Source organism: Sinorhizobium sp. B11 (assembly GCA_039725955.1).
Taxonomy (GTDB): Bacteria; Pseudomonadota; Alphaproteobacteria; order Rhizobiales; family Rhizobiaceae; genus Rhizobium.
Genome location: CP091034.1, coordinates 710820 through 729468 on the forward strand (window position 1 = coordinate 710820; position 18649 = coordinate 729468).

General features: G+C 60.6%; 19 protein-coding genes. 10 read left to right on the forward strand and 9 right to left on the reverse strand.

Translation table 11 applies throughout. The features are described 5' to 3' along the window. The first annotated feature begins 184 nt into the window (after positions 1-184). Together guaB and LVY75_13275 are read left to right on the forward strand one after the other, a co-directional pair. Positions 185-1669, forward strand: a complete 1485-nt coding sequence (guaB, locus tag LVY75_13270; GenBank protein ID XAZ24185.1) for an IMP dehydrogenase — start codon at positions 185-187, stop codon at positions 1667-1669. A 2-nt stretch (positions 1670-1671) separates the two neighbouring features. Further along, positions 1672-2220 carry a hypothetical protein gene (locus LVY75_13275; protein XAZ24186.1) on the forward strand — a complete coding sequence of 183 codons (549 nt, stop codon included), beginning with the start codon at positions 1672-1674 and terminating at the stop codon, positions 2218-2220. A 3-nt stretch (positions 2221-2223) separates the two neighbouring features. Here LVY75_13275 and LVY75_13280 read toward each other — a convergent pair whose 3' ends face one another. After that, positions 2224-3138 carry a LysR family transcriptional regulator gene (locus tag LVY75_13280; GenBank protein XAZ24187.1) on the reverse strand — a complete coding sequence of 305 codons (915 nt, stop codon included), beginning with the start codon at positions 3136-3138 and terminating at the stop codon, positions 2224-2226. Between the two features lie 100 nt (positions 3139-3238). Here LVY75_13280 and LVY75_13285 point away from each other — a divergent pair, with 100 nt between their 5' ends. From LVY75_13285 to LVY75_13300, 4 genes are all read left to right on the forward strand, one after another. Continuing rightward, positions 3239-3994, forward strand: coding sequence for an SDR family oxidoreductase (locus LVY75_13285; protein XAZ24188.1), 756 nt, complete (start codon positions 3239-3241; stop codon positions 3992-3994). 100 nt (positions 3995-4094) lie between these two features. Beyond that, the gene (locus LVY75_13290; GenBank protein ID XAZ24189.1) at positions 4095-4511 is read left to right on the forward strand and encodes an MAPEG family protein; all 417 of its coding nucleotides are present in this window, start codon (positions 4095-4097) and stop codon (positions 4509-4511) included. 116 nt (positions 4512-4627) lie between these two features. After that, positions 4628-5503, forward strand: a complete 876-nt coding sequence (locus LVY75_13295; protein XAZ24190.1) for a dienelactone hydrolase family protein — start codon at positions 4628-4630, stop codon at positions 5501-5503. Positions 5504-5761: 258 nt separating this feature from the next. Continuing rightward, entirely contained in the window at positions 5762-6403 is a 642-nt protein-coding gene (locus LVY75_13300) for a TetR family transcriptional regulator (protein XAZ24191.1), read from the forward strand. Between the two features lie 5 nt (positions 6404-6408). Here LVY75_13300 and LVY75_13305 read toward each other — a convergent pair whose 3' ends face one another. Next, the gene (locus LVY75_13305) at positions 6409-7368 is read right to left on the reverse strand and encodes a LysR substrate-binding domain-containing protein (protein XAZ24192.1); all 960 of its coding nucleotides are present in this window, start codon (positions 7366-7368) and stop codon (positions 6409-6411) included. A gap of 206 nt (positions 7369-7574) precedes the next feature. Here LVY75_13305 and LVY75_13310 point away from each other — a divergent pair, with 206 nt between their 5' ends. Further along, positions 7575-7874 carry a DUF1127 domain-containing protein gene (locus LVY75_13310; GenBank protein ID XAZ24193.1) on the forward strand — a complete coding sequence of 100 codons (300 nt, stop codon included), beginning with the start codon at positions 7575-7577 and terminating at the stop codon, positions 7872-7874. An 86-nt stretch (positions 7875-7960) separates the two neighbouring features. Here LVY75_13310 and LVY75_13315 read toward each other — a convergent pair whose 3' ends face one another. From LVY75_13315 to LVY75_13335, 5 genes are all read right to left on the reverse strand, one after another. Next, positions 7961-8851 (reverse strand): DUF937 domain-containing protein, encoded by an 891-nt coding sequence (locus LVY75_13315; GenBank protein XAZ24194.1) that lies wholly within the window; start codon positions 8849-8851, stop codon positions 7961-7963. A 95-nt stretch (positions 8852-8946) separates the two neighbouring features. Then, on the reverse strand, positions 8947-10320 hold the full coding sequence (locus LVY75_13320) for a glutamate--cysteine ligase (protein XAZ24195.1): 1374 nt from the start codon (positions 10318-10320) through the stop codon (positions 8947-8949). A gap of 141 nt (positions 10321-10461) precedes the next feature. Further along, entirely contained in the window at positions 10462-11199 is a 738-nt protein-coding gene (locus LVY75_13325) for a 16S rRNA (uracil(1498)-N(3))-methyltransferase (protein ID XAZ24196.1), read from the reverse strand. Positions 11200-11213: 14 nt separating this feature from the next. After that, the gene (locus tag LVY75_13330; GenBank protein ID XAZ24197.1) at positions 11214-12710 is read right to left on the reverse strand and encodes an inorganic phosphate transporter; all 1497 of its coding nucleotides are present in this window, start codon (positions 12708-12710) and stop codon (positions 11214-11216) included. Between the two features lie 62 nt (positions 12711-12772). Next, positions 12773-13285 (reverse strand): NUDIX hydrolase, encoded by a 513-nt coding sequence (locus LVY75_13335; GenBank protein XAZ24198.1) that lies wholly within the window; start codon positions 13283-13285, stop codon positions 12773-12775. 267 nt (positions 13286-13552) lie between these two features. On the opposite strand from LVY75_13335, the gene LVY75_13340 reads away from it, so the two are divergent. Together LVY75_13340 and LVY75_13345 are read left to right on the forward strand one after the other, a co-directional pair. Next, entirely contained in the window at positions 13553-14431 is an 879-nt protein-coding gene (locus LVY75_13340; protein XAZ24199.1) for a LysR substrate-binding domain-containing protein, read from the forward strand. A 90-nt stretch (positions 14432-14521) separates the two neighbouring features. After that, positions 14522-15679: an adenosylhomocysteinase gene (locus LVY75_13345; GenBank protein XAZ24200.1), complete on the forward strand. Its 1158-nt coding sequence runs from the start codon at positions 14522-14524 to the stop codon at positions 15677-15679. Positions 15680-15791: 112 nt separating this feature from the next. On the opposite strand, the gene LVY75_13350 is transcribed toward LVY75_13345, so the two are convergent. Next, positions 15792-16778 carry a zinc-dependent alcohol dehydrogenase family protein gene (locus LVY75_13350; protein XAZ24201.1) on the reverse strand — a complete coding sequence of 329 codons (987 nt, stop codon included), beginning with the start codon at positions 16776-16778 and terminating at the stop codon, positions 15792-15794. A gap of 103 nt (positions 16779-16881) precedes the next feature. On the opposite strand from LVY75_13350, the gene LVY75_13355 reads away from it, so the two are divergent. After that, positions 16882-17733 (forward strand): LysR family transcriptional regulator, encoded by an 852-nt coding sequence (locus LVY75_13355; protein XAZ24202.1) that lies wholly within the window; start codon positions 16882-16884, stop codon positions 17731-17733. 9 nt (positions 17734-17742) lie between these two features. On the opposite strand, the gene LVY75_13360 is transcribed toward LVY75_13355, so the two are convergent. Further along, positions 17743-18639 (reverse strand): LysR family transcriptional regulator, encoded by an 897-nt coding sequence (locus LVY75_13360; protein ID XAZ24203.1) that lies wholly within the window; start codon positions 18637-18639, stop codon positions 17743-17745. Positions 18640-18649 lie beyond the last annotated feature (10 nt).

An 18649-nucleotide genomic window follows, 5' to 3' on the forward strand; every position in this document is an offset into this window, starting at 1 on the left:
GCGACACGCGTTCTCTGCATGGCTGCCATACCGAGCCCGGCCCCGTGCCGGGCCTTTTTGCTATTTCCTTCCTGTCATAGACGTGTTACCAGCCCTCGCCAACTTCCATAAACTCATGCACACCGCCGGTGCGGACGATTCGTACCGGGTGGGTCGCATTTTTCTTTCTTGAAGGAATTTGGCCATGGCTCGCATCATAGAAACGCCAACCGGACTGGACGCACTCACCTTCGATGATGTGCTGCTGCAACCCGGTCATTCCGAAGTCCTCCCCGGCCAGACGAGCGTCGCAACGCGCCTCGCACCCGACTTCGAGCTGAATATCCCGATCATTTCTGCCGCGATGGATACTGTGACCGAAGGCCGACTGGCGATCGCCATGGCACAGGCTGGCGGCCTTGGCGTCATTCATAAGAACCTGACGCCGATCGAGCAGGCCGAACAGGTTCGCCAGGTCAAGAAGTTCGAAAGCGGCATGGTCGTCAATCCCGTGACCATCGGCCCGGACGCGACGCTTGCCGATGCCCTGGCGCTGATGAAGATGCACGGCATCTCCGGCATTCCGGTCGTCGAAAAATCCGGCCGCCTCGTCGGCATCCTTACAAACCGCGATGTCCGCTTCGCCTCCGATCCGAGCCAGAAGATCTACGAACTCATGACCCGCGAAAACCTCGTGACGGTCAAGGAGAGCGTCGATCAGCAGGAGGCCAAGCGCCTTTTGCATTCTCACCGTATCGAGAAGCTGCTGGTTGTCGACGGCGAAGGCCGCTGCGTCGGCCTCATTACCGTCAAGGATATCGAAAAGGCCCAGCTGAACCCGAACGCCTCCAAGGATGCGCAGGGCCGCCTGCGTGCTGCCGCTGCCGTCGGCGTCGGCGACGATGGTTTCGAGCGTGCCGAACGGCTGATCGATGCCGGCGTCGACCTGCTCGTCGTCGATACGGCGCACGGACATTCCGCCCGCGTTCTGGAAGCGGTTGGCCGCGTCAAGAAGCTTTCCAACTCCGTTCGCATCATGGCCGGCAATGTCGCGACCTATGATGGCACGAAGGCACTGATCGATGCCGGTGCTGACGCCGTCAAGGTCGGTATCGGACCGGGTTCGATCTGCACGACACGTATCGTCGCCGGCGTTGGCGTTCCGCAGCTCGCTGCGATCATGTCGGCAGTCGAGGCCGCAAGGGACCAGGATATTCCTGTTATCGCCGATGGCGGCATCAAGTTCTCGGGCGATGTGGCCAAGGCCATCGCATCAGGTGCTTCCGCCGTCATGGTGGGCTCGCTGCTTGCCGGCACCGATGAAAGCCCGGGCGAGGTCTATCTCTACCAGGGTCGCTCCTTCAAGGCCTATCGCGGCATGGGTTCCGTCGGTGCCATGGCACGCGGCTCGGCAGACCGTTACTTCCAGGCGGAAGTGCGCGACACGCTGAAGCTCGTGCCGGAAGGCATCGAAGGCCAGGTCCCGTACAAGGGTCCGGTATCCGGCGTCCTGCATCAGCTCGCCGGCGGCCTGAAAGCTGCCATGGGTTATGTCGGCGGCAAGGACATCAAGGAGTTCCAGGAGCGTGCCACCTTTGTGCGCATCTCCGGTGCCGGGCTCCGCGAAAGCCATCCGCATGACGTGACGATCACCCGCGAAAGCCCGAACTATCCGGGCGTCGGCGTCTGACAATGAAAGCGGGCGGCGCAATTCCACTCTGGATCATCGCGCTGCTCGCAGCCCTCTGCCTCGTCGTTCTCGGCTGGACAACCTTTGGCTACACCGTGCCCTTCGAGCATGAGACCGGTCAGGCGATGCTCGATACCTATTTCTCCGGCTACGACGTGTCCGCCGTCTTCCACATGCAGACGCTGCTCGATCAGAACGAGACGGCAAACCGCATTCTCCGGGCCATGTATTTCGGCCCGGAACTCCTCTTTCCCGCCCTGCTGACAGCCCTTCTATTCCTGATCTTCCTGCGGCTCGGGCCGATCGAGACATGGCGCGGCAAGCAGGCGCCGCGTCTTCTGGGCCGGATCACCTATATTCTGCCCTTCCTTTACGGCTTTGCCGATTATGGCGAAAACATCTCGAGCCTCGTTGCGTTCAGCAATAGCGGTGCCGCGGGCTTTGCTGCCCAGATCCTGCCGTGGATGACCAAGCTGAAATTCGCGAGCCTTGCCGTCTGCGCCATCCTGCTTGTGCGTAGCGCGCTTCTTCACCAATCGCACGAAAGCTGAACCCTATCGCGGCCAGCGCCACACAGGGTGCGAGAGCCTCGCTGCAAGGAAATCACCGAGCACTTCCACCTTTGCCGGCCGGGCACGCGCCGATGGCGTGACGAAATAGACGGCGCCTTTCGGCAGGGTCCAGTCGGTGAGGATCGCTTTCAGGCGCCCGTCGTCAAGATATTCGTAGGCCATGAACTCCGGCAGTTCGACAATGCCGAGACCACGCAATGCCATCGGGATCAGGGCCTCCGAATTGGTGGCGCGCAGTGGCCCGGTCGGCACCACGATTTCCTCTTCTCCTGCCTTGTTACTGAAACGCCAGATATCCTGCCGCGGCCGGTAGGCATAACCGAGGCAATGATGCGCCGCGAGTTCTCGGGGATGCCGCGGGCAGCCGTATCTTTCGAGATAGGCGGGTGCCGCCAGAATGAAGGGCGCCACCGGCGTCAGCCTCTTTGCCACCAGCGAGGAATCCGGCAGCACGGCAATCCGCAGAGCCGCATCGAAACCCTCGCCGACGAGGTCGACTACGGCATCGCTCATATGCATATCGATCGAGACCTCGGGATAGGCCTCGAAGAAATCGGGCAGGATCGGCGCCAGCCATTGGCGCCCGAAGACCATCGGCACGGCAAGACGGATCAGCCCGCGCGGCTGGCTCGAAAGCTCGCGCGCCGCATTCTCCGCGGCCTCTGCCTCCGCGTAAATGTGCTGGGCCCGATCAACCAGCCGCAGCCCGAAATCAGTCAGCGCCAGCTGCCGCGAAGTGCGATTGAAGAGCCGTGCGCCGAGCCGTTCCTCCAGTCGGCTTACCGCCCGCGAAACCGTCGGTACCGAAACGCCGAGCGTCTTGGCGGCACGAGCGAAGGAGCGCTCCTCGGCCACCTTGGCAAACATCGCCAGGCCTTCGAAATCCGGAATACTCATTGTTTCATTCCTGCAATGATGTCTTTCATTTCTTTCTATTCCGAAACGATATCGCCGTCCACATCTTCAGCTCAGTCGAACACAACAGGAGACGACGACAATGACAAACAGACTGAATGGAAAGATCGCTGTCATCACTGGTGCCACTTCTGGCATCGGCCTTGCCACCGCAAAGCGCTTTGCAGCCGAAGGCGCGCGCGTGTTCATCACCGGCCGCCGCAAGGAAGTGTTGGATGCGGCCGTCGCCGAAATCGGCGGCAATGTCACCGGCATTCAGGCCGACTCCGCAAATCTTGCCGATCTCGACCGTCTCTATGATCAGGTAAAGGCAGAGGCCGGCCGTATCGACGTGCTCTTCGTCAATGCCGGCGGCGGCTCGTTCGCTCCGATCGGCGCCATTACCGAAGAACAGTATGACGACACCTTCGGCCGCAATGTGAAGGGCGTGCTCTTCACCGTGCAGAAGGCGCTGCCCCTGCTCGGCAGGGGTTCCTCCGTCATCCTGACCGGCTCGACGGCAGGCGCCACCGGCACGCCGGCCTTCAGCGTCTACGCGGCCTCGAAGGCTGCAATCCGAAACTTCTCCCGCAACTGGATCCTCGATCTCAAAGATCGCGGCATCCGCATCAACACGCTAAGCCCCGGCCCAACGGAGACGACCGGCCTCGTCGAACTCGCCGGCCAGGACAAGGCGCAGCAGCAGGGCCTGCTGGACTATCTGGCCTCGCAGGTTCCGCTTGGCCGCGTCGGGCGTCCGGAAGAAATCGCTGCAACGGCGCTCTTCCTCGCCTCCGATGACTCGAGCTTCATCACCGGCGCCGAGATCTTTGTCGACGGCGGTATTGCCCAGGTCTGACCCTGAAGACGGCCCGCTCCATGGCGGGCCGTCTTGGCTCTGGCATCCATCCGGCCTTTCCGCTACTGGTCGCGCAGTCGCGTAAACGAAGGAATGATTGATGACCGGCTTCGAGATGTTCTGGCCTCTGCTTGCCCATGTTCTGCTGGTCTTTATTCTCTACGGGCTGCTTGGCCTGCGCCGCCGCAAGGTGGTCCAGGAGGGCCGGATGAAGAAATCCGATTATCGCGAAAACCGCGACGAACCCGTCGAAAGTCTCTGCGTCAAGAACAGCCTCGCCAACCAGTTCGAGCTGCCGGTACTCTTCTATGCCTGCAGCATTCTTCTTTATATCACCGAGGCGGATAACCTGGTGGCGGTCGTGCTTGCCTGGCTTTTCGTCGCCCTGCGCTATGCGCATGCCTATGTGCACGTCACCAGCAACGACCTGCGCTATCGCAGCCCGCTCTTTGCCGCCGGCTTCGTCGTGTTGGCTGGCATGTGGGCCTGGCTTGCCGGCTGGATGCTATTCTCCTGATCCCCGCGATTTTCTCCAGGTAGGCCGGTAACACAGTTTTGTTCCTGCGTTATCGGCCGCTGACCTATGTTCCCCCTTGCCGATTGGGCATGGGGTGGGAACAGAGGAGGTCTGTCATGGAAAAGCCCGTCATTACGCAGGCAATGATCAACGCCTATGATGAATATACGCATCTGACGCTGGATCGCCGCAGCTTCATGGACAAGCTTACGAAGCTTGCAGGCTCTGCAACCGCGGCAGCCGCAATCGCGCCGCTGCTTGCCGCCAACAAGGCAGCCGCCGAGGTCGTCGCCGAAAATGACGATCGACTGACCGGCCAGAATATTACCTATCCGGGCAGCGGCGGCGACATGAAAGGCTATCTGGTGCAGCCGAAGAATGCATCCGGCAAGCTCGGTGCGGTCATCGTCATCCATGAGAACCGCGGCCTCAATCCGCATATCCGCGATGTCGCCCGCCGTATGGCGCTCGAAGGTTTCGTGGCGCTCGCACCGGATTTCCTATCGCCGCAGGGCGGCACGCCCGAGAATGAGGATCAGGCGCGCGATATGTTCAGCAAACTCGATGCGGCCACTGTCGCCGCAAATGGCGAGGCGACTGTCCTTTACCTCTCCAAGCTCGATACGACAAACGGCAATGTCGGCGCCATCGGCTTCTGCTGGGGTGGTGGCGCAGTCAACACCCTTGCCACCAAATCGCCCGAACTGAAAGCGGGCGTGGCCTACTATGGAGCACAACCGCCGGCCTCGGCGGTTACGAACATCAAGGCGGCGCTTCTGCTTCATTATGCCGGCCTCGACGATCGCATCAATGCCGGCATCGATGCCTACAAGAAGGCGCTGGAGGAGAATGGTAAAAAATTCGAGATCTACGTCTATGATGGCGTCAACCACGCCTTCAACAACGATACCTCGGCTGCCCGCTATGACAAGGCAGCGGCCGATCTCGCCTGGAGCCGCACGGTCGCGTTCCTGAAGCAGAACCTTGCCTGAGCAGGCTTCCGCAGAGTGTCGCAGGACGAAACGGGCTTGGTGAGGTGTGCCCAGCCCGCTTGCTGAACGAAGTGTTAAGCGCTCTTTTTGCACAGACCAAAACGGGGCGTAATGCCCCGTTTTTTATTGGCTCTTGCCATTGCCTAAAATCCGACCATTTCCATTTACGACGGATGAATACCTGCATGTCATATCGGCCCGAAGCGCCGGTATGACAGATCGCTTGCGCCGCTGAATAACAAGACAGATGGGAACCACATGGGCGCGGACATTTCGGATCGTATTGCTCTTCGCAGAAAGCCGAAACAGGAGCGCAGCATCCAGCGGCTGGACCTTATCCTCAACGCCGCCGCCACTCTCATTGCCGAAAAGGGCGTCAGCGCCATGCGGATGACTGAACTTGCCGTCGCCGCAAACGTTCCGATCGGCTCGGTCTATCAGTATTTCCCCGAGAAAGCGGCGATCGTCAAAGCGCTGTTCGACCGTCATGCGCAGGCAATCCAGCAGAAGACGGCTGAGATGTTCGCGGATGTTCGTTCCCTGGATGAAGCGCTCGACCTGATCTCGGCGATGATCGACTGGTATTACACCGAATACCGCAATGATGCTGCCTATCTCGGCGTCTGGATGGGTACGGAGACAGATCAGGACCTGCTGCGCCTGAACATCGAGCATAGCGGCCGGGTTGCGGAGATCTTCCAGGAAGCTGTGCGTCGTCAGGCGCCGGAATACTGCGATGAGCAGATGAAAGCGCGCACTTACCTTTTCAGCCACCTGATCGGCGCGGCAATTCGCCTTGCGGTCTTGAGCGAAGATGGCCTTGGCGAGCGTATTCTCGACGAATGGAAGCGCGTCATCCGCGCTTCCCTCTTTGCTCCGACATCCGCGTCGGCGGCCTGAACCTTTTACCAGCTCGGCATCATGCTCGCCGCAGCCTTCAGCCGCGGATAGTGACGGGCATAGCCTGTCTTCACATCCTGCTCCAGCCCGTCTTCGATGACGGTCGGCGTGATGTTGTCGAGGCAGGCGGTGATATGCGCCGTGATCGCGTTCATCAGCGACAGCGAAACGCCGGGCCGCTTCATGATGCCGATCTGCACCGGGGGCAGGGCAGGGAAGCCGTCTGCCTGGCTCAGGACCTTCATACCGGTCCGAAGTGCGGATTCCGGCATGACCGAAACCGCCATGCCGGCGAGAACGGCCGAGGCAACCACCGTGCAGGACCAGCTCGTGAACAGGACCTGATATTCGCGGCCAACGGCATCGAGTGCTGAACAGGCGAGCTGGCGCCACTGACAATCGCGCCGGCCGACGGCAAGCGGCACCGGCGCATCGTCGCGGATCGGATGGTTGGCGGAACTCACCCAGCAAAGCGGCTCTGTTCGAACCACATCCGAAATGCGCTCGCGCGGATTGTGGGTGACAAGCGCGATATCGAGCTCGCCCTTGTGCATGCGCTCGGCAAGATCGACCGAAGGCTCGCAGACGATGTAGAGTTCCACATTCGGATGCGTCTTGGCGAAACGGCCGATGATCTCGGGCATATAGCGATCGGCATAATCGTCAGGCGTGCCGATGCGCAGCGTGCCTTCCAGCCGGTTGTCGTCGAAGGCGGCGATAGCCTCATTGTTCAGGCGGATGATACGGCGCGCGTAGTTGAGCAGCTTTTCGCCCTCGACCGTCAGGCGGTTACCGCGCCCGTCCTTGATGAAGAGCTGCTTGCCGATGCGCTCTTCCAGACGGCGCATCTGCATGGAGACGGCAGACTGCGTCTTGTAGACCTTGTCGGCAGCCTTGGTGAAACTGCCGGAGTCTACGATTGCGATGAAGGTCTGCAACTGGTCGATATCAAGAGGCGCCGCCATGATCCCATCCACCCATAAAGATCTCTGATGTTAATCATTAGAAACATTCGTTGGACTGATCAATAGCTCTTTGGCATCTTCGGGATGCAAATCAAGCAAAGTGAAGGACAGACACCCTGCCTGTCCGCCTGTGACCAGCTTGACCCTTCCTGCACGACCTCGCAGGCGGGGTGGGCTGTTCTGCGCCCCGAAGAAAGGAGAGTTCGATGCGCACTCATGAACAGACACTAGAACTCGACTGCGGCAAGCTCGCCCCGACGTTCATGCAACGTCTTATGGCTGGCCTTGCACCGCTGGCAAACGCCCTTCGCATTGTGCGCAATCGCTCGCAGGTGAACGGGCTGCATGAGCTCGATGACAATCAGTTGCGGGATATCGGCCTGACGCGGGCCGATGTCACCTCCGCTTTTCTCGCCTCGACCTTCTTTGAAGATCCGTCGGAGCACCTGACGCAGGCGGCCAAGCGCCGCTGGCATATTGCGGTCATGCGCCCCTACAGGGACTGAATGCACGCGTTTCCCCGCAGGGTGATAGCCAATAGCCCTGCTGCTTAACCCGGTGATCGGCTTTCCCAAGCCATCTCCGGGTTTTTTTATTTCTTGCCCGCTGTTGAGCCGCCTGTGGAAGCGGGATCTTCGGGGGAGGCGGCAGGTTGGGGCCGATAAGCCTCGAAGATCGCCTCGAGGCTCTTCTGATAGCTTCTCTGCACTTCGAGACCGCTGTCGAACATGGCGTTCAGCATCTCGGTATAGCTGTCATTTCCGGCTTTCGGCGCGTCCTTCGGCGGTTCCGGAGCCTTGGCTGCCGGCTGCTGGAGCCCTGCCATCATCTCCTGGAATGCCTTGGCAAAGGGATTGTCGAGGAAGGGATTGGCGGGTTGCGGCTGAGGTTCCGGCTTCGGTACGCTGAACATCAGCTGCATGGCCTGGGTGAACGGATTATCGAAAATGCTGGGTTCGGGTGCGACCTTCGGCTTCGGCGCAAAACCGGTGCTTTCAAGCCATTTCTGGATCGTCTCGCCCATGGCGGTATTGACGAAGGGATTGACCGGCGAGGCCATCTGTCCCGTCGATTGCTTGAAGAGCCCGCCCATCAACGTACCGGCCATGACCGGCAGCATCTGCTTGTAGATCTCCTGTCCGATGCCGGTCATCTGCGCGGCCTGCGCGGCGATGGCGCGCGAGACTTCCTTCGATCCAAAAAGCTGTGAAAGGACGTTATTCCCGTCGGAAATGCCTTCAGGGGTGAAGGCCTTGCTCATGTCCTCGAAATATCTGGCATAATTGCCGGATGCCACCGCCTGCATGAGACCGACGAAATCATAGGGGTTGCTGGTGCTGCGCTTCAGGCCGGCGGAAAATGCCGGCATCAGCGCCGCCATCGCCTTCGTCGCCTGTTCTTGTGCGAGGTTGTACTGCTTGGCGATGGCATCCATCGCCGCGCCGTTCTGCGCCTGCATCATCATGTCGAAAAGCGGCAGCATGAAAGTCCCTCTCCCAGATTCGCAGCGCATGTTCGCGCCACTATAGCTCGAAATGGGAATGCGCAAACGGCTTTTTGGAAGGGGCCAATCGCCTCTTAGTATTGATATTCCTGGAAGACCGGCTCGACAGAGCCGTTCCAGCGGCCGTGATAGAGCGCGAGCAGGTCCTCCGCGAGCGTCGCCTTCTTGGCGAGAACCTCGTCGAGCGGCGCCAGGAAGATGCTCTCGTCGACGCCGTCGCCGTTGAGCCTGTTGCGCGCCTTGAGACCGGCCCGGGAAATATTGACGACCTCACGCGCCGTCTCGATCAGCGCATGGCCGCGGAAGGTGGCTTTGAGGCCTTCGTCCGGCACCATATTGCGCAGCGCGTTCACTTCCACAAAGCCCCAGTCTTTGGTCAGTTCGTCGGCCGCCTGCAGAGCGGTGTCATCATAGAGCAGGCCGACCCAGAAGGCCGGCAGGGCACAGATGCGCCGCCATGGGCCGCCATCGGCACCGCGCATTTCGAGGAAGCGCTTCAAGCGTACATCCGGAAACAGCGTCGAAAGATGGTTCGTCCAGTCGCCCATCGTCGGCTCGTACGCGGCGATTTCGCCCTTCAGCGCGCCGTTCATGAACTGGCGGAACGTGACGTGGGTCGCCCGGTGATAGTGGCCGTCGCGCATGACGAAATACATGGGCACGTCGAGCGCCCATTCGGCATAATCCTTGAAACCGAAATCGTCGCGGAAAGTGAAGTCGAGCAGGCCGCTGCGCTGGTTGTCCACGTCGCGCCAGACATCGCCGCGCCAGGAAAGAGCACCGTTCGGCTTGCCTTCGGTGAAGGGGGAAGAGGCGAAGAGCGCGGTTGCCAGCGACTGCAGCTTCATCGACACGCGCATCTTGCGGCGCATGTCGTCTTCCGACGAGAAGTCGAGATTCACCTGGATCGTGCAGGTGCGGTACATCATGTCGAGACCGCGGGTGCCGACCTCAGGCATGTAGCTGGTCATGATCTCGTAGCGAGACTTGGGCATATGCGGGGTTTCCGCATAGGTCCATGTCGGGCTGCCGCCGATCCCGAGGAAACCGATGCCCATCGGCTCGGCGATCTCGCGCACCTGCGCCAGATGCTGGTTGGATTCCTTGCAGGTCTGGTGGATGTTTTCGAGCGGGGCGCCCGAGAGCTCGAACTGGCCGCCGGGCTCGATCGAGATGGCGCCCATGCCGCTCTGCTCGCCAAGGCCGATGATATTGTCGCCGTCCAGTATCGGCTCCCAGCCGCTCTTGGCCTGCAGGCCTTTCAAGAGCGCCGAAATGCTGGCCTCGCCGAAATAGGGAACCGGGCTGTTGTCCTTGCGGAAGAAGACGAACTTCTCATGCTCGGTGCCGATGCGGAAACGCTCCTTCGGCTTATTGCCGGCGGCGAGATAATCGGTCAGCTCCTGAACCGAAGAGATCGGCGTCTGGTCGGTAGTATCGCGAGCCATGAAAGTACCTGTATTCGAAGGCGCCGGGGCCGGGGCAATTGGAAGGGTGATTAGTGCGCAAGCCAGCTAAGTTGCAAGTGAAATTGTTTCAACAAGTCATCAAAAAAATAGCGGCACTTCCGCGCATTCGGCATGGGGTAGTCAATTCCAGTCACCGATGGCGGCCTGTATCACCGCCATTGCTGCGACAGCCGCCGTGTCGGCGCGCAGGATGCGCGGCCCGAGCGGAATAGCGGTCACGAAATCGAGGCTGCGCAGCCGCGTCCGTTCCTCTTCCGAGAAGCCGCCTTCCGGGCCGACCAGCAGCGCGAGCTTCCTTTCCGCCACCCTGGTAAGCAGCGGCAGCGGGTTCTGTCCGGCATCGCCCTCGTCGCAATAGATGATGCGCCGGTCCGAAGGCCAGCGGTCGAGCAGGTCGGCAAGGCGCATGGGCTCGGTTACATCGGGAATGCCGAGAATGCCGCACTGTTCCGCCGCTTCGATGACATTGGCGCGGATCTTGTCGAGATTGGTGATCTTGCCCTGCACGTGCTGGGTCATGACCGGCTGCAACAGGCCGGCTCCCATTTCCACTGCCTTCTGCACCAGATAATCCATGCGGCCGACCTTCAGCGGCGCAAAGAGATAGTGAAGATCGGCAGGAGCAGGCTGCGGCCGGGTCTCTTCTATCGCCGTCAGCAGGATACGCTTGCGGGTCGGGAACGAGAGGCTCGCCTTCCACTCCCCATCGCGGCCGTTAAAGAGCAGGATTTCCGCGCCCTCTTCCATACGCAGCACGTTGGCGAGATAGTTGAACTGGTCGGAATTGGCCTCGACGGCGGCATCTCTTGACAAGGGAGCATCGATGAAAAGCCGCTGCATGCGGAAATTGGCGCGCATCTTAAGACCCTGATTCACATGAAGAGCGCGAACATAGCCCAATAAATCACCGCCGCAAGCGCGGCTGAAACCGGCACGGTGATCACCCACGCCCCGATGATCGTCATGAAATGCGACCGGCGGACCAGATAGCGCCGCCGGGCTTCATGGACATTCGCTTCCGGCTCGTCGATCTCGAAGCTTTCGGTCTTGCGACGTATGAACTCGATACGTCGCTTCGAATGGCGCGTGTACCACTCGCGAAAAAAGCCGACGCCGAACACCGAGCCGACGGCGATATGGGTCGTACTGACAGGCAGGCCGAGCCATGAGGCGACGATAACGGTGAAAGCGGTCGAGAGCGCCACGCAATAGGCGCGCGTCGGATTGAGCTTGGTGATCTCCTCGCCGACAAGCCGGATGAGGCGCGGCCCGAAAAGCAGGAGACCGACCGAGATTCCAAGGGCGCCGATCAGCATCACCCAGAGTGGCGGATGGCCGACCGTGCTGTTATCGGCAATACCGGCCGAATGAACGATCGCCGAAAGCGGGCCGACCGCATTGGACACATCGTTGGCGCCATGCGCGAAGGAAAGCAGGGCGGCCGAGCCGATCAGCGGAAAGTGGAACAGTGTGCGCAGCGAGCTGTTGCGGTTTTCGAGATTTTCTGCCTGCCGCTGGATGATCGGCCGAGCGGCCAGCCAACTGACAAGACCGATCCCGATGCCGATCAGGAGGATCGTCAGTGAAGGATATCGTTCCCGCGGCGCGAGCTGCAGCACCATATAGGCCATGAAACCGCCGGCCATCACGGCGATCATGACCGGCACCCATTGTCTGGCGGCGGCGATCTTGTCCTCGCGATAGACAATCAGTGTCTTGACCAGATAAAGGAGCCCCGCAGCGATCAGCCCGCCGATCAGCGGCGATGTCACCCAGCTCGCGGTGATTTCCAGCATCACCCGCCAATTGACCGGCTCTAATCCGACCGCTCCCACGCCTGCTCCGATCACCGCGCCGACAATCGCATGCGTCGTCGAAACCGGCGCATTCATCCAAGTGGCGAGGTTGATCCAGAGTGCGGCAGCCGTGAGCGCCGCCATCATGATCCAGCCGAGCATTGCTTGCGGCACTTGCACCGTATCGACGATACTTGAGGAAATCGTCTTGACGACTTCGCCGCCGGCAATCGTCGCGCCCAGCACCTCGAAGATCGCGGCGACGATGAGCGCCTGTTTCATTGTGATGGCGCGTGCGCCGACCGCTGCGCCCACATTGTTGGTCACGTCGTTGGCGCCGATATTCATCGCCATATAGGCGGCAAGTGCTGCAGCCGCAATGACAAGCACCGCACCCGGCCTGTCGAAGACATAGACACCGGCAAAAAGCATTGCCAGGCCGAGAAAGATCAGGCCAAGCCCCGGTGCCACCAGCCGTCGCGAGACATATTTGGTCGCATCCTCGACATGGGTAACCTTGTCGAGATCCTTATCAAGCGTGCGTTTCGTAAGGACGGGGTTGCGTTGCGGCATTCTGTTTCCTGGCCAAGTCCTGCTTTTGCGCTGCCTTTTCTAGCCGCACAAGATGGCAAGACTTATTCTGCCGGAATTTGTTTCGAAATGCCGTCGGAAAGGCGCTCGGTCATGCGCTGCTTGAAGGCGAGAAAGAGATTGCGCAGTTCGGGCTCCTGGACGCGCTTCACCGCTTCATCGCAGGAAACCCACTCGACGACGCGCTCGCCCTTTTCCTTGAAGTTCTTCGCCACGTTCGTCGTTTCGAGAGCATAGACCTGCACCTTGCAGGTCACTTTCAGGCCGTCGCGCAGAACCTTGCGGTACGTGTAATAACCGAGGGATTCCATCTCCACCGTGCCGTGCACGCCAGCCTCCTCGAAGGCTTCCTGGGCTGCCACCTCATAGGCGCATTTACGCGCCATCGGCCAGCCCTTGGGGATTACCCAGCGACCGGTGTCGCGGCTGGTCATCAGCAGAACTTCGAGATTGCCGGTCTTCTTCTTGACCCGGTAACAGAGTGCAGCATACTGCTGTCGCGGCGGACGCCGAAACATGAGTTGCACATCGGAAGCCAGGCGGGCAAGAAGAGTCAATTGTCGGGTCACCTTTAGATCGTCGAGCTGAGTCGTTATTATATTAGCATGGTATGAAAAGCTTGCGCGATCCATACGTGCAAAACGAACCGGGACGCGATTTATTTCATCTTACATAGAAAAAATCGAAGCCGGGCAGGTTTGGAAATTCCGCCATTTTCTGTCCCGAATGCGTCGTCTTGCACAGCTGTACAATATGGGCCTGTCCGGCATCCCAATCAATGCCGCGCCCATTTGTTCCACGGTATTTTTCGAAGTGTGGTAACCATGCGACTTCCGCCCCTTAATGCGATCCGCGCCTTTGAAGCCGTTTGTCGCCACGGCAGCATTCTGAAGGCTGCCGAAGAGCTGGGTGTGGTGCGCGGCGCCGTGCGCCAGCAGATATCGACGCTGGAAGATCATCTCGGCAGCAAGCTCTTCGTGCGCGACGGCCGCAGACTGGTTCCGACCGAAAAGGCGCGTGCCTTTGCCGAGGCAGCGGGAACCGCCTTTACCATCTTGAGGCGCGCTGCCGATGCGTTCGAGGAGGCGGGCAGCCAGCGCATCCGTCTCGGCGTGCCCTCGGCTTTCGCTATCTGGTGGCTGATGCCGCGGGTGGGCGACATGCAGGCAAGCCTTGGCGATATCGAGATCGATATTGTGCCGATGTCTGTGGTCGAACCCTTGTCGCAACATCCGGATTTCGATGCCGTGATCATGGGCGGCGAGATCAGATCCTCTGCCGGTATCACAGAGACGCGCTTCATGGAGGATGAATTCGGCCCGGTTGCAACACCTGCAATCGCCGCAAGACTTGCAGACGATGTCGCGGCCTTGGCGCAATCCAACATCCTCGTCAGCCGCAGCGCGCCGAAACTCTGGACGGAATGGTTTGCGGAAAGCGGCACGCCGCCGGTTGCCTTTTCCCGTCTTCGGGAATTTGAAGATATTCTTCTGGCTGTTGGCGCCGCCCGGGCCGGCCTCGGCGTTGCGTTGGCGCCGAAGGCCTCGATCGAAGACGATCTCGACCGCGGCATCCTGGTCGCCCCTTACGGCTTCATCCGGCGGCCGGCAGGCTACAGCCTCTGCTGCCGGACATCAGACGCGAAACGGCCGGCCATTGCGGCACTCCGAAACTGGCTGCTGGGCTCAGGCGGGGTGTCCTGAAAGGGCAGTTTTTCTACCCTTTCATCAGAAATATCTCCATGCCCGCCCTATCTTTGCCTCGCTAGAACAGAGGGAACGAAAGGGCATGAGATGGAAAAATCTGCGACACGCATAGACTGGATCGGCAATAGCTGCCGCCTGCTGAAGGCAACGGCTGCGGAATTCGAAAGGACGCTCCCCTTTGCCGGTCTTTCGATCGGCACCGGCATCCATCTGGAGCCGAAGACCGTCGCTCTCCTGACGACACTGCGGGCCGGAGGGGCGCGCCTGATCTGCACCGGCAATCTGAATAGTACGCAGCCGGCAACCGTGGAATTCCTGCGCGCGCAAGGCATCACCGTCTTCGCAACCCAGACGACCGATCCTGTCGCCCACCATCAGAGCCTTGAAGCCGTCGTTGCCGAGAAGCCCGATCTCCTGCTGGACAATGGCGGCGATCTTTTCGCCATTGCCGCCGACAAGCCCTATACCAATCTGCTCGGCGGCACCGAAGAAACGACATCTGGCCGAACCCGCCTGCTGCCGATGCGCGAAAGGCTCGCCATGCCGATCCTCGTCATCAATGATAGCCCGATCAAGCAATTCGCAGAAAACAAGCACGCCGTCGGCCAGAGCCTGTTCGAAAGCTACATGCGCTTCACCAACCGCTCCACCAACGGCAAACGCGTGACCGTCTTCGGTTACGGCGCCTGCGGCAAGGGCACGGCAACTGCCTTCCGCAATGCCTTCTCGACGGTTAGCGTCGTCGATATCGATCCCGTCACCAGCCTCGAGGCGCATCTCGACGGTTTCATCACGCCGCTCCGCGAACAGGCGATCCGCTCGGCCGACGTGATCGCCACCGTTACCGGTTTCCCCGGTATCGTCACAGCAGCCGATCTGGCGCTGATCAAGGACGGTGCAATCCTCATGAATGGCGGACATTTCCCGCATGAGATCGATGTGGCCGCCTTCCGCAGCCATCCCGATGTCGTTGATATCGATCGCTACGATGCCGATTTCATCGAGACCTTCCATCTCAAGAACGGCAGGTCATTCCACGTTCTCGGCGGCGGTCATATGGCCAACCTGGCCGGCCCGCGTCCGCTTGGCAATTCCGTGGAATCCATGGACCTCGGCTTCACCCTGCAGGCCCGCTGCCTGGAGCGGGTCGCAAAGCGTGGCGTCGGCGCCGAATCCTGCATCGTGCCGGTTCCGGCGGATATCGATGCGATGGTTGCGAGCGCCTATCTCGATCTGGCGCGCTAGAGCAATTCCAGCAAAAGTGCATCGTGGTTTTGCGTCCGGAATTGCGTCAAAACCAGGCTAGCAATTCCAGCAAAAGTGCATCGTGGTTTTGCGTCCGGAATTGCGGTGATCGTCAGATGTCGACGACCACCTTGCCTTCAGCCTGCCGGCTTTCGAGCAGCCGGTAGGCTTCGTCCACGTCTCCAAGCGCAAATTGCCGCCGGTCGAGATTCGGCATCAGCGAGCCCGCTTCCACGCGTGATGCGACCTGCTTCAGGATCTCGCCATGATGGGCGCGATCTTCACCCGTCAGCAGCGGTGCCAGCGTGAACACGCCGGAATAGGTCGCGCCCTTGAACGACAATGGTGCCAGCGAATGCGTGCCCCAGCCCAGGCTGGTGACGACATGGCCGAACTTGGCGACAGCCTGGAAGGCGGCGTCGAGCCCCTTGCCACCGATCGTGTCATAGACGATGTCGAAGCCTTTTCCGTCGGTGTACCGGGCAACATAATCTTCCGTAGTCTCCTTGGCATGGTCGATCGGCGTTGCCCCGATGCTGCGGATATATTCGGCCTTCGAACCGCCATCGACGGCAAAGACTTGGGCACCGGCAGCAGCCGCCATCTGCACGGCGATATGGCCGACGCCGCCACCACCGCCGATGACCAGCACCTTTTGTCCGGCTTTCACCTGGGTACGTTCCGCCAGGCCTTCCCAGGCGGTAATTGCAATCAGCGGCAAGGCCGCTGCCTCACGCATGGAGAGATTGCGCGGCTTGAGGGCCACGAGATCGGCATCGACGGCCGCAAATTCGGCAAGCGATCCCTGCAGGCCGCCGACACCACCGGTCATGCCATAGACTTCGTCACCAGGGCGAAAGCCTTCGACGCTTGGGCCGACCGTTTCCACGATACCTGCCATATCGATGCCGAGGATGGCGGGCAGGGGGTGACGGGCATGCGCGGCCTCGCCGGCCCGGATCTTCAGATCCAGCGGATTGAGTGCGGCCGCCTTGATGCGGACGAGGATCTGGCCGGCCTGGGGCGATGGCCTTGCGATATCGGCAATCTTGAATTCTGAATTCTGCGCCTCGATAAGCGCGGCTTTCATCGTGCTCATGGAACTCTCCTTGGTTTGTTGGACGCAGAATGCCTCATTGAATTATGAATGAAAATGAAAGATACAGAATGAAGATCATGCAATTTTGTTTGAGGATAGGCTGTTGGAATGGAGCGATCTCAAACTCTTCCTCGCAATCGCACGCCTCGGAACACTCGGTGCCGCGGCGCGCAGCCTCGGGCTGACGCAGCCCACCATGGGTCGCCGTCTCCGAGCGCTTGAGACCTCGCTTGGCCAGACGCTCTTCCAGCGCACAGCCGACGGTTTTGTCCTGACCGATGAAGGCACGACTGTCTTCGCCCATGCCGAGCGCATGGAAGAGGAAGCACTCGGGCTGGAGCGCGAGCTCGCCGGCCAGAGCAGGCAGCTCGACGGCTTGCTGCGGCTTTCCTCGTCGGACTGGTTCGGCGCCCATGTTCTTTCACCGGTGCTTGCCGAGTTCTCTGCTGCCTATCCCAAGGTCGTCATCGAACTGCTGACTGACAGCCGGCTTCTCAGCCTCTCACGCCGGGAAGCCGATATCGTCTTCCGGATTGCGCCTTTCACCGAGGCCGAGGTCATATCCCGCAAGCTGCTGCATATCGACTATGGTCTCTATATCCGCCGCGGTCTGCCGCATCCTGAGGCGGGCGATGGTAAAGGCGCCCGGCTCGTCACAATGGACGAGGCCTTCGGCGGCATGCCCGATGTCGGCTGGTTGCAGCGGCAGTTGCCAAAGGCGGATATCGCCATGCGCAGCAATAACCGCGACGTGCAGGCGACACTCTGTGCCAGAGGCGCCGGTCTTGCCGTCCTGCCGCGCCCGCTTGGAGACGCCATCCCGGCGATCGAACCTGTCGATCTCGGCGAGCCGCCGCCAGGTCGCGATACCTGGGTTGGTTATCACCGCGATATGAAGCGGCTGGCGCGGCTGAGGGCGCTTCTCGATCTCGTCATCGAGAGGCTGGCACAATAGTCGCCCGCTTCAGCGCTCCCAATAGGGGACCGGACCGTAAAGCTCGGCCAGAAAATCGATGAACAACCGAACCTTGGCCGGCAAAAACTGGCGGCTCGGATAGACTGCGGAGAGGGTCACATTGTGCGAGCCCTCGTAGGCCGGCAGCACCTGTATGAGCTTGCCGTTTTTCAGCTCTTCGCCGATATCCCATGTGGAGCGCAGCGCAATGCCGAGCCCGGCAATGACAGTTTCGCGGATCACTTCGCTGGAATTGGTGATCAGCATGCCCTCGGGCCGCAGGCTGAAGGCGCCGTCCGGTCCATCCAGCCGCCAGACGTCATTGTTATGGGCGGGCAGACAGCGGTGCTGCTTCAGCTCTTCGATATGTTTGGGCATGCCATGAGCGGCGATGTAGTCGGGCGAGGCGCAGAGCACGCGGCGCACAGGGGCCAGCCGCCGCGCCACGAGACTGGAATCGGTGAGTTCCGCGATCCGGATGGCGAGATCGAAGCCGCCGCCGACGATGTCGCTGAATTCATCGGTCAGCACCAGATTGATCGCCAGCTCCGGATGCGCCTCCATGAAGGCTTTCAGATATGGCGCGATATGCATGCGGCCGAAGGAAGTGGGGGCGGAAATTTTCAGCGTGCCGTGCATCTGCGCCGAGCGGCCGGATATATAGAATTCTGCTTCCTCCAGCCCCGCCAGAATGCCGAGGACGCGGTCGTAGAAACCCTGGCCGGCTTCAGTCAGCGAAATCTGTCGCGTCGTACGTTGCAAAAGCCGCGTGCCCAACCGGTCCTCCAGCCGCTTGATGCGCTTGGAAACGACAGCAGGGGAAAAGCCGAGCGCGCGGCCGGCGAGCGACATGCTGCCGGTTGAAACGACCTTGGCAAAGATTTCGAGATCACCCAGATTGGTCATAAGCTTTTAT